Raw genomic sequence first — 25,305 nt, 5'->3', positions numbered from 1 at the left:
ATAATATGCTTTTTATACTTAGTTATTCTTTACCAAGTTCATAAGATTTTATAAGTTTTTCAGGAAAGTTTAAATTTTTCATTGTATTCATAATTTCTTTATAATCATAAGAAACTGAATGTATTTCAGGTGTTAAATTATCATCTGTTATATCAATTATTAGATATGTTGCGTTTGGAGTTCCATTTTTAGGTTTACCTACACTACCATCATTTATTATGATTTTAGAATTAATTACTTTTACATAAGGGATGTGTGTGTGTGCACAAACCAAAACATCATAATTAAATTCGTTAATAACTTCATCAATTTTTTCATAGTCTTCAGTTAAATATTCATTAATTCTTCTAGGACTTCCATGAACAAATTGTATTTTTTTATTATTAAATTCTAAAGTAATAGTGTTAGGAAGTTCTTTTAAAAATTTTATATTTTCATCAGTCACATTTTTAATTGCCCAAGGTAAGCTAAAGGAGTTTACTTCATTTTCACGAATAAACGTATAATCCTTATCAACAACGGAAGCATCATAATTCCCTTTAATACAAGGAATTTTTTCATTTCTAAGTCTTTCTATAACCTCATTAGGATTACATCCATATCCAACTAAATCTCCAAGGCATATAGTATAAGTTACATCTTGTTTTTTTATAGCTTCTAAAACTGCGTTTAAAGCAAAGATATTTCCATGTATATCTGAAATAACAGCAATTTTCATAATATAGTCCTCCTAAAATTAAAATTTTTGTTATAAAAGTATTATAAATATTGTTGTATTACTAATATAAGAATAAAATAAAGTTAATATAAATCTACTTTATTTTCAACAATAACTTTTATAATTATCTATATTTAGTATAGTTATACTATAGATTTTTATATAGGCTAAAAAGTTTAGTATGTAAATTAACCTTATAAATTAATTATATCACTATAAGGTTTAATTTTAGGGAAGGAATGATATTTTTGAAAGAAGAAAGATTAAAAAGAGTTTTACAGGAAATGGATAAAAATAATTTATCACAAATGATAATAACAGAAACAGCTCCTATATTTTATCTTACAGGTGTTTGGATACATTCAGGTGAAAGATTGATGGCTCTTTATATAAATACTAAAGGTGATAAAAAATTTATAGTAAATGAATTGTTTCCAGTAGATAATAATTTAGGCGTTGAGGTTGTTTATTATAATGATACTGAAAATCCATTAGATTTATTAAAAGGAATTATAAATAACAATGAAGTCTTAGGAGTTGATAAAGATTTTAAGGCTCATTTTTTAATTGGATTAATGGATAGAAAAGTTGCAAAATCTTTTGTAAATAGTTCTCCAATCATAGATAAAATTAGGATGATTAAAGATTTAGAAGAAATAAATCTTATGAGAGAAGCATCAAGAATTAATGATTTAGTTGTAGAAAAAGTAATAACAGAAATAAAAGATGGTATTTCTGAAAAATTTATATTAAATAGGTTAGGGGAGCTGTATGAAGAAAATAAAGCAGAAGGTTTTTCTTTTGAGCCTATAGTTGCTTTTGGAGAAAATGGAGCAAACCCTCATTATGAAACAGGTAGATGTATTTTAAAAAAGGGCATGGGAGTTTTAATAGATACAGGATGTGTAAAGAATCATTATTGTTCTGATATGACAAGAACTGTGTTTTTTAAAGAAGTTACAGACAAACAAAAGGAAATATATAATATAGTTTTAGAAGCTAACATAAATGCTATGGAAAAGGTAAAACCAGGAGCAAGGTTTTGCGATATAGATAATGCTGCAAGAAATACTATCGAAAAATATGGTTATGGAAAGTATTTTACACATAGAACAGGCCATTCTATAGGAATAGAAGTACATGATTTTGGTGATGTAAGTGCAGTAAATAGTGAGGAATTAAGACCAGGAATGATATTCTCAATAGAACCTGGAATATATTTAGCAAAGGATATGGGGGTTAGAATTGAAGATTTAGTTTTAGTAACTGAAAATGGATTTGAGAGATTGAACAATCTATCTAAAGAACTTCAAGTAGTTAAATAATTTATTAAATAAAATTACAGTGTTGATTTTATTAAAATTTAAGTTTATATAAATGGTCAACACTGTATATAAATTGTAAAAACAATAGAAATATAGTTATCTAATGCTTATACTAAATTTCTTTAATTATATTTGTCATAAGATTAATAAATTTTTCTTTAACCCTTTCGGATGTTTCCATAACTTCTAAATGATTTAATGGTTGAGCTAAAATTCCAGCTGCCATATTTGTAGCACAAGAAATACCCAAAACTTTCATACCACAGTGGTTTGCTACAATAACTTCAGGTGCAGTAGACATACCAACGGCATCAGCACCTATTATTCTAGCCATTCTAATTTCGGCTGGAGTTTCATAATTTGGACCACTAAACATTGCATAAACTCCCTCTTGTACAGAAATATTTAAAGATTTAGCTATATCTTTAGCTTTTTTGATTAAATCTTTATTATAGGCGTTAGACATATCGGGGAATCGTGTTCCAAAGTCGTCCAAATTTTTACCAACTAGAGGGTTTGAACCTGATAAGTTTATGTGGTCAGAAATTATCATCAAATCTCCAGCATTAAAATCTTTATTTACTGCTCCAGCAGCATTTGTAACTATTAAAGTTTCAACTCCTAAAAGTTTCATAACTCTAACAGGGCAAGTAACTTCTTGCATTGTATACCCTTCATAGTAATGAAATCTACCTTGCATAGCAACAACTTGTTTACCTTGAAAATTTCCAATTACAAGTCTTCCTTTATGACCTTCAACTGTTGAAATAGGGAAATTTGGAATATCGCTATAATTGTAGTATTCAGCATTTTCTATTTTATTTGCGATAGCACCAAGTCCAGAACCCAAAATAAGTCCTATTTTTGGTTCAAATTTAGTTTTAGATTTAATATATTCAGCAGAAAATTTTATTTTGTCAGATAAACTCATAAAAAACACCTCTTAATAATTTATTTCTCGTCAATAATAGTAAAATTAGTTTAATACTTAAAAAGGATTAATATATAATCTAAGGATTATTAACATTATCTTAATATAAAATAAAAGAAGATGCAAAATAATTGCACCTTTTTCTAATTTTGTATTGAAATATTTAAATAATTTTGTTTTTTTATTAATTCTATTTAATTTTAAAATTTAAATTTATTTTAAAAACATCTCTCCAACCTTTACGACATCTCCAGCACCAACTGTAAGTAATAAATCACCATCTTGTAATTTGGATTTTACATAGTTTAATGCATCTTCGTGAGAATGAACATTTGTGCACTTAACTCCAAGTTTTCGTATAGCATCACCTAGTTCATCAGATGATACAAGACCTGTATCTTTTTCTCTTGCAGCGTAGATATCCATCAATATAAGTTCATCGGCATCATTGAAGCATGTTGTAAAATCGTTAAATAACGTTTTAGTTCTTGTATATGTGTGAGGTTGGAAGACACAGTATATCTTATTGTGTTTTATTTTTTTAGCTGTTGATAAAGTTGCTTTTATTTCAACAGGATGATGAGCATAATCATCTATTACAGTAATTCCGTCTTTAACCCCTTTGTATTCAAATCTTTTATGTGCACCATGGAAGGCTAACAATCCATCTTGTACTTTATTAAAAGGTATGTTAAAAATCAATCCTAATGAAACAGCTGACAAAGCATTAGAAACGTTGTGAAGACCAGGAACAGATAAAGAAATAGTTCCAAGGAATTTATCTTTATTATAGGCATCAAAAGTATAGGCACCTTTTTCATTACAAACTAAATTTTTAGCTGTAACATCACCTTCATTTATTCCATAAGTTATGATATTGCACTTAGGCTTGTCTAAAATATCTCTAACATTTTTATCATCTATATTTACTATTGCATAGCCATCTTTAGGTATTATGTTTATGAATTCCTTAAAAGTTTCTTTTATATGATTTAAATCTTTATAAAAGTCTAAATGGTCAGCATCTATATTCAAAATTATTCCTACATATGGGAAAAATCTTAAAAAGCTTTGCTTATATTCGCAAGCTTCAGTTATGAAATACTCACTATTACCAACTCTGAAGTTCCCATCTATAACATCTAAATTACCACCAACTAATATTGTTGGATCTAAATCAGCGCTTAAAGCAATATGGGAAACCATAGATGTAGTTGTTGTTTTACCGTGAGTTCCAGCAACAGCTACATTGTATTTATGACCTTTCATAATTTGACCTAAAAATTCAGCTCTATCCATAAGTTCGATATTTTTCTTTTTTGCCTCTACAAGTTCAGGATTATCAGATGGAATAGCTGCGGTATATACAATTAAATCAACATTTTTTAAATTATCTGCTTTATGTCCTATGTATATTTCTGCTCCATGAGACTTTAGTGTATTTAGTATATCAGAGTCTTTAAAATCAGAACCTGAAACCTTATAGCCAGCATTTAAAAGTACAGCAGCAAGTCCACTCATGCTAACCCCACCAATACCTATAAAATGAACCTTTTTATTTTTATCTGTTATTAAATCAAAAGACAATAAAATCAACTCCTTTAATAATCTCTTATATAATTATATACACTTTTTGTTATAAACACACAATAAAAATATACTTTTGTATAAATTTATTATAAGAAAGTGAAAGAGTAATTTTTATTATAGATAAATAACAATTGTTTATACAGTTAAAATACATAAAATTCGTATCTATACGTAATAGAATCATTAACATACATCTTAAAGTTTGTTATAATAAATTTGTGAAATTAATTAATAAGCTTTAAAAGTGGTAATACTTAGATTATAAAAAGTTTGCTATAAATTTTTAATTAGTTGATAAAATGGAGTGTGGTTTTTTTGGAAAAATTAAGTAGGAATACTAGGGTATCTATTATTACAAAAATATTAATAGAAAATCCTAATAAAATAATAGGCTTAAATAGATTTTCAGAGCTTTTAAATGCAGCAAAATCAACAATAAGTGAAGATATAGTTATTGTAAGAGAAGCTTTAGAGAAGGTTTCAATGGGAAAAGTTGAAACTATAGCAGGGGCTGCTGGAGGAATTAAGTTTATTCCTATTATGGGGGAAAAAGAAATAAAGGAGTTTTTGGATGAACTTTGTGTGTTAGCTAGTGAAGAAGGTAGAGTTATGGCTGGTGAATTTTTATATGTTACAGATATAATGTTTAATCCTAGCATAATATCAAAGGCAGCTATAATACTTGCAACATATTTTTATGGAAAAGGGGCAGATTATGTTATTACTGTTGAAACTAAAGGTATTCCATTAGCTTATGAGGTTGCTAAATGTTTAGGAGTGCCTATGGTTACTGCAAGACGTGATAGTAAAGTTACAGAAGGTTCAACTGTTTCTATAAATTATGTATCAGGAACATCAAAAAGGATTCAGCAAATGTGCTTATCAAGAAAATCATTAAAATCAGGAAGTAAATGTATCTTTATAGACGATTTTATGAGAGGTGGCGGAACTGCTAACGGAATAATTGATCTTTTAAAAGAATTTGATTCAGAACTTGTTGGAAGTGGAGTTTTAATAGACAATAAAATGTCTTCTAATAAGGTTTCAAAAAATTACATATCATTAGTAGATATATTAGCTATTGATGATAAAGAGGGCATAAAAATGGTTCCTTCAGAGAGTTTAATATAAATTGCAGTTGTTAGCATAAAAAATATATAAAATTTTCTAAAATTAGGAAGGAAATTGATATGTTTTATAGAAATATATTAGTGCTAACAACTGGAGGTGGATTAAATGAATATTACTGACGTGAGAATCAGAAAAATTACAACAGAAGGAAAAATGAAAGCTATTGTTTCTATAACTTTTAATGAAGAATTTGTAATTCATGATATTAAGGTTATTGAAGGACAAAATGGATTATTTATTGCAATGCCAAGCAGAAAGACACCAGACGGTGAATTTAAAGATATTGCGCATCCAATAAATAGTGCAACAAGAGAGAAGATTCAAAAGGCTATTTTAGATGAATATGAAAAAGTAAAGAATTCTGAGTTACAAGGAATATCTACACAGGAATAGTTTTGAAAAGTAAAAGGATAATTTCCTTTTACTTTTCTTTTTAAATGTATTTGCACTATATATAATAAGTGTTGAAAAGAAATGGTTAATAAAATATAATTAGAATGATATGAGCGTACTATTTAGAATATTTCAATTACCAAGAATATGAATATACTAAATTTTAATAGAAAGAGGTGAAGTTATGGACAGATATGCCATAATATTAGCAGCCGGACAAGGAAAAAGAATAAAGTCTAATCTTCCAAAAGTTTTACATAAAGCTTGTGGAAAAGAAATGGTGAATCATGTTATTGATACTATGAGAGAAGCCGGAATTGATGATGTGAATGTAATAATTGGAAAGGGAGCGAAACTTGTACAAGATAGAACAAGCTCAAGAAATGTTACATATTCATTGCAAGAAGAGCAATTAGGTACAGGACATGCTGTTAAATGCGCAAAAGCTTTCTTAGATGGGAAATCTGGTGTAGTAGCAATATTTACAGGAGATGCCCCATTAATAAAAGCTTCTACAGTTAAAAAGTTAATCGATACCCATATAGCAAATAATAACTGTGCTACATTATTAACATCTATTGTAGAAAATCCAACTGGTTATGGAAGAATAGTTAGAAATGATAATGCAGTTGAAAAGATAGTTGAGCATAAAGATTGTAGCGAAGATGAATTAAACATAAATGAAATAAATGCGGGAATGTACTGTTTTGATATAAAAAATCTTTTAGATGCATTAGGAAAGTTATCAAATAATAATGCTCAAGGCGAATATTACTTAACTGATGTTATAGAAATATTTAAATCAAATGGAGAAAAAATAGGAGCAATGGTTACAAATTTTGAAGAAACTTTAGGTGTTAATTCAAGAAGTGAACTTGCTGTTGTTGAAAATATATTAAGAAAAAGAATAAATAAAATGCATTTAGATAATGGGGTTACTATAATTGACCCGAATAATACGTATATAGGCGTTGATGTTAAAATAGGACAAGATACAATAATATATCCAGGAAATGTTATAGAAGGGAATACTGTAATAGGTGAATCATGTGTTATATATCCTAATTCAAGAGTAAATAATAGTATTATAGAAGAAGGTGTAGAAATACAATCATCTGTTATTTTAGATAGTAAAATAGGTAAAAATACGACAGTAGGTCCTTTTGCTTATATAAGACCTGAAAGTAATATAGGAAATAGTGTGAGAATTGGTGATTTTGTAGAAATTAAAAAATCTACAATTGGAGATAATACTAAAGTGTCACATTTAACATATATAGGAGATGCTGAAGTTGGTACTTCTTGTAATTTTGGTTGTGGTACTGTGGTTGTTAATTATGACGGAAAGAAAAAACATAAAACTAAAATAGGAAATAATGTTTTTATAGGATGTAACACAAATCTTGTTGCTCCAGTTGAAGTTAAAGATAATTCATATACAGCAGCAGGATCTACTATAACTAAAGAAGTGCCTGAGGGTTCTTTAGCAGTTGCTAGAGCAAGACAAAAAAATATTGATGGTTGGGTAGAGAGAAACAACAATAAATAATTTTAAACATAAAGGTTAAATTGTTATTTCAAGGAGGTCTTCATCATAATGGAAAATAATACAAGAAATATAAAAGCATTTACAGGAAATTTTCCTCTAGAAGAATTAGTTATGCTAAATACTATAGCCCTGCCAGAAGATAATAAAAACTTAAGTAAATTTAAGTCGTTATCTATTGCACCTCTTTTAGCAGATGCTATTAAGAGGATTTATGATGATAAACCTTTAAGTAGCTTGTTTTAAACCCAAAGTTTATATACAAAGTGTAGTAGAAAAAGGAATATAGGTGTCTACTGCACTTTTCTTTTAATAATTAAAATGCAATATCAAAAGATAATATGTAGGAGGATTATGTTATGGAAAGCTTAAAGGAGAAAATTTTAATAGTTGATGATGATGAAAATATATGCGAGGTAATAAGAATATATCTAGAATCAGCTAATTATGATGTTAAGACAATTCATGATGGAGGAATGGTTCAAGGTATTTTTATGAGATATAAACCAGATTTGGTCATATTAGATATGATGCTTCCAAACATAGAGGGTATAGATCTTTTAAAGTGGATAAGAAAAGAAGGGAATATTCCAGTCATAATGTTAACTGCAAAAGGAGAAACGTTTGATAAAGTTTTAGCGCTTGATTTAGGGGCTGATGATTATGTAGTTAAGCCATTTGAACCAAAAGAATTGATAGCTAGAGTTAAGGCTGTTATGAGAAGATACACAGTAGAAGATAAGGCTTTAGAAAAAAAATTAGAGTTTAAAGATTTAATTATAGATTTAAATTCTTATAAAGTTATTTATAAAGGTGAAGAATTGAAAATGCCTCCTAAGGAGTTTGAACTTTTATATTACTTAGCAAGTAATAGAAATAAGGTTTTTACAAGAGAACAATTGCTTTGTGAAGTGTGGGGATATGATTATCCAGGAGATTCTAGAACAGTTGATGTGCATGTAAAAAGATTAAGAGAAAAATTAAATAATGAAAGCGAATGGCAATTAGAAACTGTTTGGGGAGTTGGATATAAATTTGAGGTGAAATAATGAAAAGAAAGAGCTTAGTATTTAAGCTTATAGCAACGATAAGTGTAATTATACTTATAGTGTTTTTTGCCACTGGAGTTATTTTATCCTATTTTGTAAGACAGGATTATTTTAATTTGGAGAAAGAAAAGCTAGATATGGAGAGCAATACTATACAAGAAGTTGCTGTAAAATATCAAGGTGGTACATCTGAGGATAGAGAAAATATCTATACAATGCTACATCTAATTTCAAATTATTTAGAAGCAGATATAATGCTTGTCAATAGTTCAGGTTATATCTATGGGATATCAAATGATAAGTATCAATACTTGTACAATAAAAGATATACAAGTTTTAATGTAGAGAATTTAAAAAATGATAATATATTAGAATATAAAAGTGGAGATAAATACATATATTGCAGGGGTATGTATAATAGCAATGATGAATTTATTGGTGGGATAGTATATGTAATTCCTCAGGAAACTATAAATAGACCGATAGATGATATGTATAATATCATATGGATTTCAGTTGTTATAGCTATTATTATATTAAATATTTTATTTTATTTTATTTCAAAGAAATTTATAATTGAACCTTTAGAATCAATAAATAATGTGGCTAAAGATTTTTCTAATGGTTATTTTGAAAAGAGAGTAAGTATTAAAAATAATGATGAGATTGGAGATTTGGCTAAAACATTTAATAATATGGCAGATTCTATAGAAGAGGCAGAGAATAATAGGCGAGAATTTATATCAAATATATCTCATGAATTAAGATCACCTATAACATCTATAAAAGGTTTTATAACAGCTATTTTAGATGGTATTATACCTAAAGAAAAGGAAAAAGATTATTTAAATATAGCAAATGATGAGATAATGCGTCTTACAAGGCTTGTTAATGATCTTTTAGATTTATCGGCAATGCAAGCTGGTAAAGTTCAGTTTAACTTTATGAAAATAGATATAAATAAGGCTGTAAGAATAACTGTACTTAAAATGGGTCAAAAAGCTTTAGAGAAAAATATAAAAATAGATATAAATTTAAATGGAAAAAATCTTTTCGTTTTAGCTGATAATGATAAAATAATTCAGGTCTTGATTAATCTTATAGATAATGCTATAAAATATTGTAATAAAGGTGGTAAAATATTAGTAAGCACTAAAGTTAAAAATGAAAAAGTTATTGTGTCAGTTTATAATAATGGTCCGTGTATTAAAGAGGAGGACTTAAAGTATATATGGGATAGGTTTTATAAAGCTGATAAGTCTAGAACTAATAAAACCAGTACAGGTCTTGGACTTCCTATAGTTAGAAATATAATATTACAACATAATGAAGAGATTTGGATTGATAATACTGATAAGGGAGTAAGTTTTAGCTTCACCTTAAAAAGAATTAAAGATGATTAATTTTAAATTTTATTTACCCTTCGCAGATTATGTGAAGGGTAAGGTTTTTGCATATACAATTTTAATTGAATATAATAGAAATAAAGGAGAAAATTTCAATGTTTTTGATAGTTGGACTTGGAAATGTAGGAAAAGAATACGATAATACAAGGCATAATATAGGTTTTCAGGCTATAGATTATATAGCAGCTAAGTATAATATTGATATAAACAGGATAAAATTTAAGGGAATATATGGGGATGGAATAATAGAGGGAAACAAAGTAATTCTATTAAAACCTACAACTTATATGAATCTAAGTGGAGAGAGTATAAGGGAGGTTATGAATTTTTATAAAATATCAGAGGAAGAGCTAATAGTATTGTATGATGATATAAGTTTGCCAGTTGGAAGGCTTAGAATAAGGGAAAAAGGAAGTGCTGGTGGACATAATGGAATAAAGAGCATTATAGCTAATATTGGAACAGAAAAATTTCCAAGAGTTAAAATAGGGATAGGACAACCTAATCATGATTTAGTTGGTCATGTTCTAGGAAAGTTTACGTCTGAAGAAAGTGAAATTTTAAATAAGGTTATTCCAGTTTGTTCAGATGCTGTAGCTGAAATGATAAAAAAATCAGTAAAAGATTCAATGAATATATATAATGGTTTCAAAGTTGATTAGGAAAATGGAGGTGTCTAGTTTGAGACTACAAGGGTTAATAAATCCTTTATTAAATAGTGATAGCTTTACAAGCATAAAAGATTCTTTAAATAGAAATAAAAATTTAGAGATAAATGGACTTTCTGAATCTGGAAAAAGTTATATGATAAATGCTATTTATGAGGAGCAAGACAAATCTATGGTTATAGTAACCCATAGTGATATAGAAGCTAGAAATATGTGTGAGGATTTATCGTTTTACACACAGGATGTTTATTATTTACCTGCAAAGGAAATAGTATTTTATAATATTGCAGCTATATCTGGCGATTTAAGATGGGCTAGATTATCTGTTATAAGGGAAATATTAAATAAGAAAAAGAAAATAATTATAGTAACTATGGATTCTTTTGCGACAACATATACACCTGTTAATTTATTTAAGGAAAATACTATTAAATTAAAGGCTGGAAAGGAACTAAATTTATTAGAGTTATCTAAAAAGCTTTTAGGGTGTGGATACGAAAGAGTAGAGGTTGTTGAAGGAAAGGGAGAATTTTCTTTAAGAGGTGGGATATTAGATATATATCCACCTAATAGTTCTGTTCCATATAGAATTGAGCTTTTTGGAGATGAAATTGAGTCAATTAGAAGATTTAATGTAGAATCTCAAAGAAGTATTGATAAGATAAGGGAAATTGAAATTTTTCCAGCTAAAGAAATAATATTAAATGATGAGATTGTAGATTATGCTATAAAAAATATAAGTTCTGAACTTGAAAATTTTAAAGAATCAAAAAATCATGATGATGAAGTTATAAACAGAGTCTGTGATATGGTAAATAGGAATATAGAAAATTTAAAGGAAAATTGGACTTTTGAAACTATAGATAGTTACCTTCCTTTTTTCTTTAAAAAGCCGTCTACACTTTTTGACTATTTGGATAATTATTTAATGATAATAGATGATACAAAAAGATGTAGAGGAAAGCTTGATAGTACAATTATTGAATTTAAAGAAAATTACGAATCTTTTTTGGAAAGAGGAAGTATACTTCCATCGCAGGGGAATTTATTGTTAGATGAAGAGATTATTATTAATTCTTTTAAAGATAGAAAAATAGTAGCTATAAATTCTTTTGAAGGAAGTAAAGATTTTTATTCTTTGTGTGAAAGTGCAACTTTTAAGCAAGGCACATTAAATAATTATCAAGGACAGTTAGATTTTCTTATAGATGACATTAAAGATAGAAAAGCTAGAGGTTTTAAGACGATTATTTTAGCAGGAACAAAGCCAAGGGGGGAAAGGCTTGTTAACACTTTAAGGGAAAATGATATAGAGAGTGTATACAAGGAAAAAATAGATGAAATTAAGGATGGAGAAGTTGTCATAACTTATGGAAGTCAACTTAAAGGTTTTGAATATTCGGACTTAAAATTATGTTTAATTTCAGATAAAGAATTTTTTGGTGAAGGAAAAAGAAAATCATCAAAGAAAAAAATAAAACAAAAAGGTGTAGCCAAAATAGCAAGCTTTGGAGAACTTAAGCCAGGTGATTATGTAGTTCATGTAAATAGTGGTATTGGTGTTTATAAAGGCATAAAGCAAATAGAAGTACAAGGTCATATGAGGGATTACTTAGATATTGAGTATACCAAAGGAGATAAACTTTATGTTCCTGTTGAACAATTGGATTTAGTTCAAAAGTATATAGGTTCAGAAGGAAGTTCTCCTAAGGTAAATAAGCTTGGAGGAAATGAATGGATAAAAGCCAAAGCCAAAGCTAGAAAATCTATAAACGATATAGCTGAAGATTTGGTAAACCTTTATGCAACAAGAGCTGCATTAAAGGGATATAAGTTTTCAAAAGATACTCAATGGCAAAAACAGTTCGAGGATGAGTTCCCTCATGATGAAACACCAGATCAATTAACATCTTTAGAAGAAATAAAAAAAGATATGGAATCTGATAAGCCTATGGACAGACTTTTATGTGGAGATGTTGGTTATGGTAAAACAGAGGTTGCAATAAGAGCAGCTTTTAAAGCTGTTATGGATGGAAAGCAAGTAGCATTTTTAGTTCCAACAACTATATTAGCAGACCAACATTACAATAACTTTTTAAAAAGATTTTCAGGATTTCCTATAAAGGTTGATATGGTAAGTAGATTTAGAAGTCGAAAACAACAAACAGAAACTATTAAGGCATTAAAAGAAGGTAATGTAGATATCTTAATAGGAACTCATAGGCTTGTTTCTAAAGATATAGAATTTAAAGATTTAGGTCTTTTAATAGTAGATGAAGAACAAAGATTTGGAGTTGCTCAAAAGGAAAAAATTAAAAGTGTTAAAAAGAATGTAGATGTTTTAACCCTAAGTGCTACGCCTATTCCAAGAACACTTCATATGTCATTAACAGGAGTTCGTGATATATCAGTAATAGAAACGCCACCAGAGGATAGATATCCGATACAAACTTATGTTGTAGAACAAAATGATCAATTGATAAGAGATGCTATTCTTAGAGAAATAGGAAGAGGTGGTCAAGTTTATTTTGTATATAATAGAGTTGAAAGTATACAAAGTATGGCAAGTTATATTCAAAATTTAGTTCCAGAAGGAAAGGTAACTATTATTCATGGTCAAATGACAGAAAGGCAATTAGAAAAAGAAATGATTGCTTTCATGAATAAGGAGTTTAATATATTAGTTTGCACATCAATAATAGAAACTGGAATAGATATTCCAAATGTTAATACAATGGTAGTCTATGATGCAGACAAAATGGGACTATCTCAACTTTATCAGTTAAGGGGAAGAGTAGGAAGAAGTAATAGGGTTGCTTATACTTATTTTACTTATCAAAAAGATAAGATTTTAACAGAAGTTGCTGAGAAGAGACTTAAAGCTCTTAAAGATTTTACAGAACTAGGTTCGGGATTTAAAATTGCTATGAGAGATTTAGAAATAAGAGGAGCAGGAAATATGATGAGTTCTGCTCAACATGGTCAAATGGCTGCTGTTGGATATGATTTATATTGTAGAATGCTTGAGGATACTATAAAGCTAATTAAAGGTGATATAGATCAAGAACCAGTTGAAACAACAGTTGATATAAAAGTTGATGCATTTATTCCATCAACGTATATAGAAGATGAGATACAAAAAATTGAGATATATAAAAAAATAGCATCTATTCAAAGTATGGATGATTATGTATATGTTGAGGAGGAACTTGGAGATAGATTTTCAACCATACCAAAAGAGATTTACAATCTCATGGATATAGCATATATAAAAAGTAAAGGGAAAATTTTAAATATAGAAGAAATAAAAGAGATAAATAATGAGGTTGTATTCAAATTTGAAAGTAGAGAAAGAACTGATAAACAGTTATTTATAAGGCTTTTAGAAAAGAATAAAGAAAATATATTGTTTAGATTTGGTGATAAACCAGCCTTTGTTTATAAATATAAGGATATGAAAAAAGAAAGTGTTTTAGAAAAATTTAAAGAAATATTGGATGATTTAGTTTCCTATAAAAACAAATAATTGAAATAAAATTGTAATATTGGTATATTATTATAAAGTTAACATTATAAAAATATGAAAATATAAGGAAATTAAGTGAGGGGAATTATGAAAACTTGGAAAAAATTAGTGATAGTTATAGTTGCTGGAGTTGCAACAATTGGTGGAGTTTGTCTTACAATGGTTGAAAAAACAGATGAGGCAATACAAAAAACTGTTGTGGCTGTTGTAAATGATGAGGATATAACTTTAGGGGAGGTTAATGGAAATTTAAAGGGATTATATACAACATTAGAAACACAATATGGCAGTGATTATCTTAAGGATTCACAAATACAATCTAGAGTATTATATGAAAGACAAAGTATGTTAAGTTCCTTAGTTCAAGAAAAACTTATGGTTTTACAAGCTGAGAAGTTAGGAATAGTGCCATCAGAAGATGAAATAAATACTCAAATAGATGCTAAAATGGAAAGTCTTAAAGAGTATTTAGGGGATAAATATGATGAATATATAGAGACATATGGAGAAAGTTCTGTTAAAGAAATGTTTAAAAGTTCTATAATATGTGAAATACTTCAAGATTATATGACTAAGGATTTGTCAGTTTCTGATGAAGAAGTTGAAACTTATTATAATGAGAATAAAAATGATTATTTAAATTATGGAAGTGTTAATATTAAGGAACTTTCATTTAAAACTGAAGAGGAAGCAAAGGTTGCAAGTGAAGCTATAAAAAATGGTACAGCAACTTTTGATGCTTTATATAACGAATATGTAGCTAATGTTGAAAAGGCAGAAGCAGAGGAGGCAACAGATGAAGAGAAAAATCTTCCGACAGCTAGTGATTTAGGAAAAATAGGTTATAACTCAACTACTTATGAAACTACATTTATGGAAGCTGTAAAAGGTATAACAGAAAGTAAGGGAGTATCAGAAGTTATAAATTACAATTCAAAGTATGTTATACTTCAAGGAGATAATGTAGTGGCAACAACTGAAAAGCCTTTAGATGATGAATTAAAGGAAGAAGTAAAGGAAAAAGTTTTATATAATAAAAAGGTTGATGTTATGACTGAAGGATTAACTGCTTGGGAAGAGGAATTTAATGCAAAAACTTATAATGATAAGTTAAAAGAAGGTTTATAAATTGTTTAAAAAATCGCAAAGTATTGATGCTTTGCGTTTTTTTATTTTTAAATTTAATATTTAATTTTTAAAGTAAAATTTTCTTTATAGATAAATTATAACCAATGTGTATAAAATTTGAAATTAATAAGATACTAATATTGAAAACTAGATATAGTAATACCCTATTTTATTAAAAATAATTATACATAGATAATTAAGGAGGAAAAAACAAATGAAAGCAACAGGAATAGTTAGACGTATTGATGATTTAGGAAGGGTTGTAATTCCAAAAGAAATTAGGAGAACATTAAGAATTAGAGAAGGAGATCCATTAGAAATATTTACTGATAGAGAGGGTGGAGTTATATTAAAAAAATATTCTCCAATTGGTGAATTAACAGATTTTTCAAAAGAATACGCTGAAGCATTACAACAAACTATGGGACATATAATTTTAATTGCTGATAATGATGCCTTTATATCAGTAAGTGGCACTACAAAAAAAGAATTTATAGATAAAAAAGTTAGTGATGAACTAGAACAAGTAATAGAAAATAGGAAAACAGTTATTTTAGGGGAAGATGGAAAAAATGTAATACCTCTATATAATGATGATGATGAATCTAAATATTCAAGTCAAGTTATATCACCAATTATAGCAGAGGGAGATGTGATAGGCTCTGTTATAATAATTTCTAAAGAAGATGAAAAATTAGGAGAATTAGAAAGTAAATTGGCAGAAACTGCAGCTGTATTTTTAGGAAAACAAATGGAGCAATAATATTTAATTATCATTAGGAATAATACCTCTAGATTAACAATAAAATTAAACAGTTAATAATATCTGGAGGTATTTATGAAAAAGCAATCATTGGTTAAGGGTAGTTTAATACTAGTTTTTGCTAGCATATTAGCAAAATTTTTAGGTATATTTTTTAGATGGCCACTAATAATGTTAATAGGGGATGAAGGGCTTGGATATTATCAAATGACTTATCCCCTTTATATGTTGTTTATAGCTATATCAACTGGAGTTCCAATAGCTGTTTCAAAGCTTATATCTGAAAAAATAGCGCTAGGAAAAAGAGATGAAGTGTTTCAGGTTATAAAAGAAGCATTAAAAGTAATGATTTTATTAGGTCTTGGGACAACCATTTTTCTAGGGGGTTTTGGAAAGGTTATTATACATGTGTTAAAATGGGATGAAAAAGCGTACTATTCAATACTTGGAGTTTGTTTAGCTCCTCTTTTTATAGGATTTATGACACCACTTAGAGGTTTCTTTCAAGGAATGCAAAATATGACACCAACAGCAGTATCTCAAGTTATAGAACAGATAGGTCGCGTGGTTTTTGGTGTTGGACTAGCGTTCTTATTATTTCCATATGGAATAGAAAAAGCGGCAGGGGGAGCTTCTTTTGGTGCAGCGGCAGGAGCGATTTTAAGTGGTTTATATCTTTGGCCTAAGTATTTAAGAGTTAAAAAAGAAAATAACATAAGAAAAATAAGTAGAAGCGATAAGGTATTTATGGAAATAATGAAAGTAGCACTTCCGATATCAGTAGGAGCCGCTGTAGGAAGTATTATGGGAGTTATAGATTCTGTTTTAGTCCCACAGAAACTTTTACAATCAGGAATGAGTATGCAAAATGCAACGATACTTTACGCGCAACTAACAGGAAAAGCATCAATATTTACTAATATTCCAATGACTTTAACGGCAGCATTATCTGCTTCAATAATTCCAATAATATCTGAACTTTATATATTAAAAAATAAAAATGGTTTAGAAAATAAAATAAATTTATCTATAAAGCTTAGCATGTTAGTTGCGTTACCTTGTTTTTTAGGATTATATTTTATGGCAGGACCTATAATGAAATTAATATTTCCAGGAAAATCAGAAGGGTTTATTATTCTTAAATATTTAGCATTAAGCATTCCATTTTTAGTAATAACCAATATAACAACATCAATTTTACAAGGAACAAGATATTATTATAGACCAGTTTTAAATTTATTTATTGGGTGTGTAATAAAAGTAATTTTAACTACTATTTTAGTTCCAATGCCAAATTTAAATATATATGGAGCAGTTATAGCGACTATATCAGCTTATTTTGTAGTAGCAATATTAAATGTTGTTTACATGGTTAAGAAATTAAAATGTAGATTCTATTTTACAGATATAGTAATAAAACCTATCATTGCATCCCTATTAATGATTACAGGTGTCTTATTAACATATTTAAAAATTACGGATATAGGAATAAATAGTAGTTTATCATGCTTGATTTCTATATTTGTGGGTATTATTATATATGTAGTATTAATAATATTATTAAAAATATTAAGGTATGATGAGATTAAAGAAAGAAAAGTATATAAAAAATAAATTAATCTTAACATATTTTATATTTTACACGAAGGAGAGCTGTTATGCTAAAGATAGTAGGTCTAGGCCCTGGAGATTATAATGCATTAACTATAGGTGTTTTAAATGAGCTTAAAAAAAACAAAAATATTTATTTTAGAACAGAAAAACACCCTACAGTTGATTTTTTAAAAGAGCAAGGTATAATATTTAATACTTATGACCATGCTTATGAAATGTTTGATAGTTTTGATAATGTTTATGAATATATTGCAAATGATATAATAAAAAATTTGGCCGATAAAGAAGAAATAATATATGGAGTTCCAGGACATCCGTTGGTAGCGGAAAAATCAGTTTTAAATTTAATAGAACTTTGTAAGAAGAATAATATAGAGTATAAATTATATCCAGCTGTTAGCTTTATAGATGCTATCATGGAGAGTTTAAAAATAGATCCAATAGAAGGTATAAAAATAATTGATGCTTTTGATATAAATAATCAAATCATTGATAAGAGAATAGGATGTGTAATAACTCAAGTTTATAATAAATTTATAGCTTCTGAAGTTAAAATAAAACTTTTGGAAGGATATAATGAAGATACAGAGATATTTTTTGTTAGAGCAGCAGGAATTGAAGGTCTAGAAAGTATAAGAAAAATTCCTTTGTACGAATTAGATTGGCAAGAAGATATAGATTATTTAACGTCAATTTATATTCCTAAAGATTTAAATAACAAAAAAGATTTTTATGATTTTGTTGATTTAATAGATACTTTAAGAGGGGAAGATGGTTGCCCTTGGGATAGAGAACAAACTCATAAAAGTATTAAAAGGAATGTAATAGAGGAAAGCTTTGAGGTTTTAGATGCAATAGAAAAAGAGGACGAAAATGCACTCATAGAGGAGCTTGGAGATGTACTTTTACAAGTGATTTTTCATTCATCTATAGGAAAAGAAGATGGCTATTTTGACATAAATGATGTTATACAAGGCATATATAATAAAATGCTATATAGACATCCTCATGTCTTTAAAGATTTAAAAATAAGTTCAGCAGAAGAAGTATTAGATAATTGGGATGAGATTAAGCAAAAAGAAAAAGGATTTTCAACACTAACAGAAGAAATGAAAAGTATAGCAGATGCGTTACCAGCTTTGATAATTGCAAGTAAAGTACAAAATAAAGCTAAAAAGGTTGGATTTGATTTTGATAGTGCCTCTGACGCTATTAAAAAAATAGAAGAAGAGTTAGATGAAGTGAAGGACGTATATAAAGATGAAAATAAGTCAAGAATAGAAGAAGAACTTGGAGATTTACTATTTTCATGTGTAAACTTATCAAGATTATTAAATATTGACTGTGAAGAAGCTCTTAGAAAAACAATAAAAAAATTTATTGCTAGATTTTCTTATATGGAGAAAAAAACTTTAGAAAAACATAAATTTCTTAAGGATTTAACATTAGAACAAATGGATGAGCTTTGGAATGAGGCTAAAAACTTTCAATAAAATCATAAAAATAAGCTTTTAAAATAATTATATTATTATTTCTTAGATAATATAGAATCATTGACTATACAAAGAAAAAAATATATTGTATGATAATATAAGCTAAGTTTAGTATTTATAGCTATATTAAAAAATTAGCTAATTATGTAAATTTAAGGAGGATGTAAAAGTGAATAAAGCAGAATTAATAACAAAAATGGCTGAAAAGTCTGGATTAACAAAGAAGGATACTGAAACAGCTTTAAGAGGATTTATAGAAAGTGTTACTGAAGCTTTAGAAAATAAGGAAAAAGTTCAATTAGTTGGTTTTGGAACTTTTGAAACAAGAGAAAGAGCTGCAAGAGAAGGAAGAAACCCAAGAACTAAAGAGGCAATAATTATTCCTGCATCAATAGCTCCTGTTTTCAAACCTGGTAAAGAGTTAAAGGAAAAAGTTAATAAGTAATTTTGAAAAGAACCTAAGAAATCTTAGGTTCTTTAATAATATTTAGGTTTATAGGAGGAAAATATATGAGATTAGATAAATATTTAAAAGTATCTAGAATTATAAAGAGAAGAACTGTAGCAAAAGAAGCTTGTGAGGGTGGAAGAGTTAGTATAAATGGGAAGGTGGCAAAACCATCAACTAATTTAAAAGAAGATGATATTATAGAAATAGTTTTTGGAAATAAAGTATTAAAAGCAAAAATTATAAATTTAGCTGAACATGTTAGAAAAGAAGATGCAAAAAATATGTATGAAATAATAGAAGGCGAAGAGGATACAGAATAAAAGTATAAATGTCTCCATATTTAAAAATTGAGTTAGTTATTTTTTATGTTGAGTTAGCATAATTATAATTTAGAAAATATTTTAAAGTTTTTAATATATGGAGGAGTTTTATGGAAAATAAACTTGTAAAAGAAGAAAATAAAAATAGTTTAAATCTTGAAGATAGAAAAGTTTTAGTAGTAAATGGAGTATTAGAGGTATTAAATTTTAATGATGAGAAGATAACAGTAAACACTAATTTAGGCTCTTTAGCTATAAAAGGGAAAAATCTTAGAGTGAAAAAATTAGACTTGGAAAATAGTGAAATAATAATTCATGGATATGTAGACAGCTTAATATATTCAGGAACAAAGGCTAGAAGAAAAAGAAGATTTATAATTCCTAGATTAGGGAGATAATAATTATTATGTTATTGCCATTAAAAATACAGTTTGATATGATAATATACCCATTTATAGCTGGCTTTATAATAGGTATTTTTTTCGATATTTACAGGATAATAAGGGGAAAAGAGAGAATAAAAATTATAAGTATATTACAAGATGTATTATTTTGGATATTATGTAGTATAATAGTATTTATATTTTTATTAAAGTTTAATTATGGTTTTTTAAACCTATATGTGTATGTATTTATACTTTTGGGAATGGGAATATATTTTATTTTCTTGTCTAAAAAACTACTGAAATTTGAATCTTTGCTTATAAGGAAATTATTAAAAATTATAAGGGTAATATTTAAGAATTTAATATATATATTTAAAAGTATTTTTATAAAATAATTACTAAAGAATTGAAAAAAATCTTGAATAAAAAAATAATAGTGTTTAAAATATACTTATAATAAGCCATTTTTTATTGGGGGACATATATGAGAAATGGAAAAATTAAAATTAAAACGTTAGTGGTTATGATAATATTTGGAGTATTTATTATAGCTTTTGTAAGACAGGAATCTACTATGAAAAGGTTAAATAAGAACATAGCTACAAAAAATGAAGAACTTCAGCAATTGCAAGAAGAAAATGTAAAGTTGCAGAATGAAGTTGATATGGTAAACTCAGATTCATATATAGAAAGATTAGCTAGAGAACGTCTTGGAATGATAAGAAATGGAGAAAAGGTTATAATAAGTTCTAGTGAATCTAATTAATTGTATTTTAGGTTATTATTTAAATAACATATATTTATTTTAAATTAATTTAAGGAGGAATCTTTTAAACATGACCTTAGAGGCAGGAAACATATTAGAAGGCAAAGTAATAAATATTACTAATTTTGGTGCATTTGTTGAAGTTGGTGGAAAGACAGGATTAGTTCACATCTCAGAAGTTGCTGATTCTTATGTTAAAGATATAAGAGAACATTTAAAAGAACAGGATGTAGTTAAAGTTAAAGTTCTTTCAGTAGATGATAATGGTAAGATGAGTTTATCTATTAAACAAGCAATGCCACCTAAAAGAAAATCCGCTAAACCTATAGAAATAGATTGGATTTCAGAGAAAAGAAAAACTTCTTCAAATAATTTTGAGGATATAATGTCTAAGTTTTTAAAAGATAGCGAAGAAAGACTTCAAGATGTTAAAAAACATCAAGATGTTAAAAATAAAAAGAGAAGTTACTAAAATTTAAATTAACATAATAATAGTATTTATTATGGTTAGTATATTATATATGGAGTAAATTCATTTTAAATTAAAATCAAGTATGGTAATGGCTGTTTCAAAATTATTTACATTCTTTTTAATTTACATTTACGTTAATATAAATTTTTAAGAATTATCTATATTTGATACAGCCTTTATGTCTGTTATAGAATTATAAAAAAAATTTTAAAAAAGTGTTGACACTTACTAAAGTGTTATGTATAATAAAACATGTCGCTAAGATAACTAAAGAAATTAAATGCATGCCGAAGTGGCGGAACTGGCAGACGCACAGGACTTAAAATCCTGCGATGCTAACACATCGTACCGGTTCGATTCCGGTCTTCGGCACCAAATATCGCGGGGTGGAGCAGTTGGCAGCTCGTCGGGCTCATAACCCGAAGGTCGTAGGTTCAAGTCCTGCCCCCGCAACCAAATTATGGCGGGATAGCTCAGCTGGCTAGAGCATTCGGTTCATACCCGAAGGGTCGTAGGTTCAAGTCCTATTCCCGCTACCATTTAAATTAAATATATGCCGAAGTGGCGGAACTGGCAGACGCACAGGACTTAAAATCCTGCGATGCTAACACATCGTACCGGTTCGATTCCGGTCTTCGGCACCAAATATCGCGGGGTGGAGCAGTTGGCAGCTCGTCGGGCTCATAACCCGAAGGTCGTAGGTTCAAGTCCTGCCCCCGCAACCAATTATGGCGGGATAGCTCAGCTGGCTAGAGCATTCGGTTCATACCCGAAGGGTCGTAGGTTCAAGTCCTATTCCCGCTACCATTTAAATTAAATATATGCCGAAGTGGCGGAACTGGCAGACGCACAGGACTTAAAATCCTGCGATGCTAACACATCGTACCGGTTCGATTCCGGTCTTCGGCACCAAAACTCATCTAAATTTTTAGATGAGTTTTTTGTGTTTTCAATAAAAAATGATATATAGTATTTTATTTTATTTTTGTGTAGATTATTATAAAAAAAAATAAAAAAATATATATAAAAAGAGAAATATGTCTTACGAAAATGTAAAAAAAATACATAAATTTATATAAAAAAATATCCCATATTGGTATAATATAATTACAATTAATGGAAGAGGTGAATTGTATGCAATATGGAGCTAAAGTTAATAATTATGGCGACAATAAAAATTCTATATTAAAAAACAATAGTTATGTTGTTATAAATTTTGTTTTGTATTTTATTATAGGATTATTAATAAGCAGGGTTAACATAGCTATGAGCTTTGGCGGTTTTAATAGTTTAGCACCTTTTGGGATAGCATATTCTTTATCTGTAATGAAAAAAGATAGAAAAACATTTTATTGTGCTTCGCTAGGAATATTTTTAGGATATATAACTCTTTTTAATAAGGTGAAAGAATTTCCTCTATATTTAATAATATTGATGCTAATAATTATTTTACAAACTGCTAATATGAAAACAACTGATAATCAAAAGATTAGGCTTAGTTTTTTAATTGTATTTTTTACAGTTTTATCATATGGTGTATTCATAAGTAAGACTGATTTCATTATAAATATAATAATATCTTTTATAATTTCAGGTCTTATTTATCCTATATATTTTATGATGACATATAGTATAAAATGTTTAGATAATATCTATAATAGGCATATGTTTAATAGTAATGAAATTATAACTTTGGGATTATTTATAGCATTGCTTATAGTTGGAATTGGAGAGATTTCATTATTTCAGATTGGGTTTAGAAATATAGTAGCATTACTATTTGTTATTTCTATCTCGTATGGAATTAGTTATAATATGGGAGCTTGTATTGGTGCTATTATGGGAATTGTTTTAGGCTTTGTTTCTGGAAATTTACCTTTGTATATAGCAATTTATAGCTCTTGTGGTCTTGTAGCTGGAATATTTAAAGAAACAGGAAAAATATTAACATTTTTTTCTTTTAATATAATGTATTTAATTATAAATATGTATTGTGAAACTCTAACTCAATATGGAATGATAGAAGTATTAATTGCAACTGGTATATTTTTTTTAATTCCTAAAAGTTTATATAAGCATATATTTTTAGAACAGAATGAAGATATAAAAGTAAATAAATATAATGAAAATTGTTTGGATAAGATTACAAATGATTTCACTATAAAGGTGAGGAATTTAACTGATATTTTAGGGATGATTGGGAATATATTAAATTACAAAAGAGACGAGGAGTTTTCTCTAGAAAATAAATATAATGTATTAATAGATGATATATCGGAAAAAACTTGTGTAAATTGTGAAAGAAAGTTAGTATGTTGGAAAAATGAATTGACTTCAACTTACAATTCATTTGTAGAACTTATAGATAATTGTCAAAATGATATGTTTCCGTTAGAGCTTGAGAAGAAGTGTTTAAAAAAATATACGTTGATAAAAAATTTAGAAAATACAATGTCTATTTATAGAATTAATGAAAATCTCAAAAAAAGATTGAAGGAAGGACGAGAACTTCTATCTAAAAATATAAATAATATGGCTTTGACTATAAACGAGCTTGTTGATAATTTTCAAGGGGAGCTAGATATTTTAACGGGAGTAGAAAATGATGTTAAAGTCGCTTTAAGTAAAGAATATATAGTATATAATGATGTATTATGCTATAACGATAAATATGGAAGGCTTAATGTAAAGATACAATTGGATAATTTTAATCAAATGGAAATTTGTGAATATATAGTGCCTATAGTCAGTAGTGCAGTTGGAAAAACTATGAGTCTTTGTGAAAATGGTTTTGAAATGAATAAAAGTGTTAATAGGTGGGAAGCTTGTTTTGAGGAAGCGACTAAATATAAAGTTACATCTTATGTGGCTGCTGATAAAAAATTTGATGAAAAATATACAGGTGATTCTTATAGTAATGGCAAAACCAAAGATGGAAGTTATATAATGGCGATATCAGATGGTATGGGCTCAGGAAAGGGCGCTGGTACAGAAAGTAAAATGGCTATCGAGATTATGGAAAAATTTATAGAACTTGGATTTGATGATGTAATAGCTATAAATACTATAAATTCTATAATAGGAATTAAGTTTGATGAGGAAGAAAAGTTTGCAACTTTAGATATGCAGAAGATAGATTTATATAATGGAAAAGTTAAATTTATGAAGGTTGGAGCTGTAGAGAGTTTTATAAAGAGAAAAAAGGATGTTGAAGTCATAAACTCTAATTCTTTACCTTTTGGCGTATTGGATAGAGTAGATATAGATATAGTAGAAAAAAATGTTAAAAATGGGGATTTGATAATAAATATAAGTGATGGTATTTTAGATAATAAAGAAAATGGTTCTTTTAATGTTGAGTGGCTTGTCAATTTTTTAGAAAATACTAATATCAAGCAGCCAAAAGATCTTGCTATAAGTATACTAAAAAAAGCTAAGGAATTTAATGAAGGAAAAGCTAAAGATGATATGACTGTAATTGTGTCAAAAATTTTTACAGAAGGTTAAAATAATAGATAATAACTAAATTATAGTTATTATCTATTAAAATTTTATTAGTGTACAAAATTTTTAATTTTAATATTTGAAGATATTATAAAACTAATTTATAATTCTAACTAAAGATTTAA

General features: G+C 27.8%; 22 protein-coding genes, 7 tRNA genes and 1 pseudogene. 27 read left to right on the top strand and 3 right to left on the bottom strand.

Translation table 11 applies throughout. The features are described 5' to 3' along the window. Positions 1-22: 22 nt before the first annotated feature. Positions 23-718, bottom strand: coding sequence for a metallophosphoesterase family protein (locus DR020_RS05335; protein WP_058993335.1), 696 nt, complete (start codon positions 716-718; stop codon positions 23-25). 248 nt (positions 719-966) lie between these two features. On the opposite strand from DR020_RS05335, the gene DR020_RS05330 reads away from it, so the two are divergent. Then, positions 967-2,043 (top strand): M24 family metallopeptidase, encoded by a 1,077-nt coding sequence (locus DR020_RS05330; protein ID WP_055259168.1) that lies wholly within the window; start codon positions 967-969, stop codon positions 2,041-2,043. Positions 2,044-2,155: 112 nt separating this feature from the next. Here the strand turns inward: DR020_RS05330 and DR020_RS05325 are convergent, their stop codons facing one another. Then, positions 2,156-2,974 (bottom strand): purine-nucleoside phosphorylase, encoded by an 819-nt coding sequence (locus DR020_RS05325; RefSeq protein WP_112365422.1) that lies wholly within the window; start codon positions 2,972-2,974, stop codon positions 2,156-2,158. A 213-nt stretch (positions 2,975-3,187) separates the two neighbouring features. Continuing rightward, complete coding sequence (murC, locus tag DR020_RS05320) at positions 3,188-4,561, bottom strand: UDP-N-acetylmuramate--L-alanine ligase (protein ID WP_055258717.1); 1,374 nt, start codon at positions 4,559-4,561, stop codon at positions 3,188-3,190. 318 nt (positions 4,562-4,879) lie between these two features. On the opposite strand from murC, the gene purR reads away from it, so the two are divergent. The 26 genes and pseudogenes from purR to spoIIE all read left to right on the top strand — a co-directional run bounded on the left by purR (position 4,880) and on the right by spoIIE (position 25,183). Further along, positions 4,880-5,695 carry a pur operon repressor gene (gene purR, locus DR020_RS05315; RefSeq protein WP_055258715.1) on the top strand — a complete coding sequence of 272 codons (816 nt, stop codon included), beginning with the start codon at positions 4,880-4,882 and terminating at the stop codon, positions 5,693-5,695. Between the two features lie 105 nt (positions 5,696-5,800). After that, positions 5,801-6,088, top strand: coding sequence for a septation regulator SpoVG (gene spoVG, locus DR020_RS05310; RefSeq protein ID WP_058993329.1), 288 nt, complete (start codon positions 5,801-5,803; stop codon positions 6,086-6,088). Positions 6,089-6,272: 184 nt separating this feature from the next. Further along, positions 6,273-7,637 (top strand): bifunctional UDP-N-acetylglucosamine diphosphorylase/glucosamine-1-phosphate N-acetyltransferase GlmU, encoded by a 1,365-nt coding sequence (glmU, locus tag DR020_RS05305; protein ID WP_055258711.1) that lies wholly within the window; start codon positions 6,273-6,275, stop codon positions 7,635-7,637. Positions 7,638-7,724: 87 nt separating this feature from the next. Continuing rightward, positions 7,725-7,880, top strand: a pseudogene (locus DR020_RS05300) (ribose-phosphate pyrophosphokinase); the annotation flags it as partial. Between the two features lie 113 nt (positions 7,881-7,993). Beyond that, positions 7,994-8,683 (top strand): response regulator transcription factor, encoded by a 690-nt coding sequence (locus DR020_RS05295; RefSeq protein ID WP_055258707.1) that lies wholly within the window; start codon positions 7,994-7,996, stop codon positions 8,681-8,683. Beyond that, complete coding sequence (locus DR020_RS05290) at positions 8,683-10,086, top strand: sensor histidine kinase (protein ID WP_112365421.1); 1,404 nt, start codon at positions 8,683-8,685, stop codon at positions 10,084-10,086. Before DR020_RS05295 ends, DR020_RS05290 begins: the two co-directional genes overlap by 1 nt. A gap of 98 nt (positions 10,087-10,184) precedes the next feature. Further along, a complete protein-coding gene (gene pth, locus DR020_RS05285) occupies positions 10,185-10,751 on the top strand; it encodes an aminoacyl-tRNA hydrolase (protein WP_112365420.1) in 567 nt (188 codons plus the stop codon). Positions 10,752-10,770: 19 nt separating this feature from the next. Next, entirely contained in the window at positions 10,771-14,283 is a 3,513-nt protein-coding gene (gene mfd, locus DR020_RS05280) for a transcription-repair coupling factor (RefSeq protein ID WP_112365419.1), read from the top strand. A gap of 87 nt (positions 14,284-14,370) precedes the next feature. Next, the gene (locus DR020_RS05275) at positions 14,371-15,411 is read left to right on the top strand and encodes a SurA N-terminal domain-containing protein (protein ID WP_112365418.1); all 1,041 of its coding nucleotides are present in this window, start codon (positions 14,371-14,373) and stop codon (positions 15,409-15,411) included. Positions 15,412-15,625: 214 nt separating this feature from the next. Next, positions 15,626-16,174 carry a stage V sporulation protein T gene (spoVT, locus tag DR020_RS05270; RefSeq protein WP_055258697.1) on the top strand — a complete coding sequence of 183 codons (549 nt, stop codon included), beginning with the start codon at positions 15,626-15,628 and terminating at the stop codon, positions 16,172-16,174. Positions 16,175-16,249: 75 nt separating this feature from the next. Continuing rightward, positions 16,250-17,788: a putative polysaccharide biosynthesis protein gene (locus DR020_RS05265; protein WP_112365417.1), complete on the top strand. Its 1,539-nt coding sequence runs from the start codon at positions 16,250-16,252 to the stop codon at positions 17,786-17,788. Between the two features lie 44 nt (positions 17,789-17,832). Continuing rightward, complete coding sequence (gene yabN, locus DR020_RS05260) at positions 17,833-19,281, top strand: bifunctional methyltransferase/pyrophosphohydrolase YabN (RefSeq protein WP_112365416.1); 1,449 nt, start codon at positions 17,833-17,835, stop codon at positions 19,279-19,281. A gap of 169 nt (positions 19,282-19,450) precedes the next feature. After that, entirely contained in the window at positions 19,451-19,726 is a 276-nt protein-coding gene (locus tag DR020_RS05255) for an HU family DNA-binding protein (RefSeq protein WP_055258692.1), read from the top strand. A 65-nt stretch (positions 19,727-19,791) separates the two neighbouring features. Beyond that, positions 19,792-20,052, top strand: coding sequence for an RNA-binding S4 domain-containing protein (locus DR020_RS05250; protein ID WP_055258690.1), 261 nt, complete (start codon positions 19,792-19,794; stop codon positions 20,050-20,052). A gap of 110 nt (positions 20,053-20,162) precedes the next feature. Next, positions 20,163-20,450 (top strand): sporulation protein YabP, encoded by a 288-nt coding sequence (yabP, locus tag DR020_RS05245; RefSeq protein WP_055258688.1) that lies wholly within the window; start codon positions 20,163-20,165, stop codon positions 20,448-20,450. 8 nt (positions 20,451-20,458) lie between these two features. Next, positions 20,459-20,833, top strand: coding sequence for a spore cortex biosynthesis protein YabQ (yabQ, locus tag DR020_RS05240; RefSeq protein WP_055258686.1), 375 nt, complete (start codon positions 20,459-20,461; stop codon positions 20,831-20,833). Positions 20,834-20,922: 89 nt separating this feature from the next. Beyond that, positions 20,923-21,204, top strand: a complete 282-nt coding sequence (locus DR020_RS05235; RefSeq protein ID WP_055258684.1) for an FtsB family cell division protein — start codon at positions 20,923-20,925, stop codon at positions 21,202-21,204. A gap of 70 nt (positions 21,205-21,274) precedes the next feature. Next, entirely contained in the window at positions 21,275-21,676 is a 402-nt protein-coding gene (locus DR020_RS05230; protein WP_055258682.1) for a S1 domain-containing RNA-binding protein, read from the top strand. A 286-nt stretch (positions 21,677-21,962) separates the two neighbouring features. After that, a tRNA-Leu gene (locus DR020_RS05225) sits at positions 21,963-22,051 on the top strand. Positions 22,052-22,056: 5 nt separating this feature from the next. Continuing rightward, positions 22,057-22,132, top strand: a tRNA-Met gene (locus tag DR020_RS05220). 6 nt (positions 22,133-22,138) lie between these two features. After that, positions 22,139-22,215, top strand: a tRNA-Met gene (locus DR020_RS05215). A 16-nt stretch (positions 22,216-22,231) separates the two neighbouring features. After that, positions 22,232-22,320: transfer RNA gene (locus DR020_RS05210), tRNA-Leu, on the top strand. 5 nt (positions 22,321-22,325) lie between these two features. After that, a tRNA-Met gene (locus DR020_RS05205) sits at positions 22,326-22,401 on the top strand. A 5-nt stretch (positions 22,402-22,406) separates the two neighbouring features. Continuing rightward, a tRNA-Met gene (locus DR020_RS05200) sits at positions 22,407-22,483 on the top strand. Positions 22,484-22,499: 16 nt separating this feature from the next. Next, positions 22,500-22,588, top strand: a tRNA-Leu gene (locus tag DR020_RS05195). Positions 22,589-22,810: 222 nt separating this feature from the next. Continuing rightward, positions 22,811-25,183 carry a stage II sporulation protein E gene (gene spoIIE / locus DR020_RS05190; RefSeq protein ID WP_112365415.1) on the top strand — a complete coding sequence of 791 codons (2,373 nt, stop codon included), beginning with the start codon at positions 22,811-22,813 and terminating at the stop codon, positions 25,181-25,183. The last annotated feature ends 122 nt before the right edge of the window (positions 25,184-25,305 follow it).

This window comes from Sarcina ventriculi, from assembly GCF_900456775.1.
GTDB classification, from domain to species: Bacteria; Bacillota; Clostridia; order Clostridiales; family Clostridiaceae; genus Sarcina; species Sarcina ventriculi.
Note: the sequence above shows the minus strand (reverse complement) of the source record. Positions and strands in the feature narration are given on the sequence as shown.

What these genes read in the sequence shown, in the direction of transcription:
- DR020_RS05335 (WP_058993335.1), bottom strand. Translation starts at nt 718, where the DNA reads ATGAAAATTGCTGTTATTTCAGATATACATGGAAATATCTTTGCTTTA.
- DR020_RS05325 (WP_112365422.1), bottom strand. Translation starts at nt 2,974, where the DNA reads ATGAGTTTATCTGACAAAATAAAATTTTCTGCTGAATATATTAAATCT.
- spoVG (WP_058993329.1), top strand. Translation starts at nt 5,801, where the DNA reads ATGAATATTACTGACGTGAGAATCAGAAAAATTACAACAGAAGGAAAA.
- glmU (WP_055258711.1), top strand. Translation starts at nt 6,273, where the DNA reads ATGGACAGATATGCCATAATATTAGCAGCCGGACAAGGAAAAAGAATA.
- DR020_RS05295 (WP_055258707.1), top strand. Translation starts at nt 7,994, where the DNA reads ATGGAAAGCTTAAAGGAGAAAATTTTAATAGTTGATGATGATGAAAAT.
- DR020_RS05290 (WP_112365421.1), top strand. Translation starts at nt 8,683, where the DNA reads ATGAAAAGAAAGAGCTTAGTATTTAAGCTTATAGCAACGATAAGTGTA.
- pth (WP_112365420.1), top strand. Translation starts at nt 10,185, where the DNA reads ATGTTTTTGATAGTTGGACTTGGAAATGTAGGAAAAGAATACGATAAT.
- DR020_RS05275 (WP_112365418.1), top strand. Translation starts at nt 14,371, where the DNA reads ATGAAAACTTGGAAAAAATTAGTGATAGTTATAGTTGCTGGAGTTGCA.
- spoVT (WP_055258697.1), top strand. Translation starts at nt 15,626, where the DNA reads ATGAAAGCAACAGGAATAGTTAGACGTATTGATGATTTAGGAAGGGTT.
- DR020_RS05265 (WP_112365417.1), top strand. Translation starts at nt 16,250, where the DNA reads ATGAAAAAGCAATCATTGGTTAAGGGTAGTTTAATACTAGTTTTTGCT.
- yabN (WP_112365416.1), top strand. Translation starts at nt 17,833, where the DNA reads ATGCTAAAGATAGTAGGTCTAGGCCCTGGAGATTATAATGCATTAACT.
- DR020_RS05250 (WP_055258690.1), top strand. Translation starts at nt 19,792, where the DNA reads ATGAGATTAGATAAATATTTAAAAGTATCTAGAATTATAAAGAGAAGA.
- yabP (WP_055258688.1), top strand. Translation starts at nt 20,163, where the DNA reads ATGGAAAATAAACTTGTAAAAGAAGAAAATAAAAATAGTTTAAATCTT.
- yabQ (WP_055258686.1), top strand. Translation starts at nt 20,459, where the DNA reads ATGTTATTGCCATTAAAAATACAGTTTGATATGATAATATACCCATTT.
- DR020_RS05235 (WP_055258684.1), top strand. Translation starts at nt 20,923, where the DNA reads ATGAGAAATGGAAAAATTAAAATTAAAACGTTAGTGGTTATGATAATA.
- DR020_RS05230 (WP_055258682.1), top strand. Translation starts at nt 21,275, where the DNA reads ATGACCTTAGAGGCAGGAAACATATTAGAAGGCAAAGTAATAAATATT.
- spoIIE (WP_112365415.1), top strand. Translation starts at nt 22,811, where the DNA reads ATGCAATATGGAGCTAAAGTTAATAATTATGGCGACAATAAAAATTCT.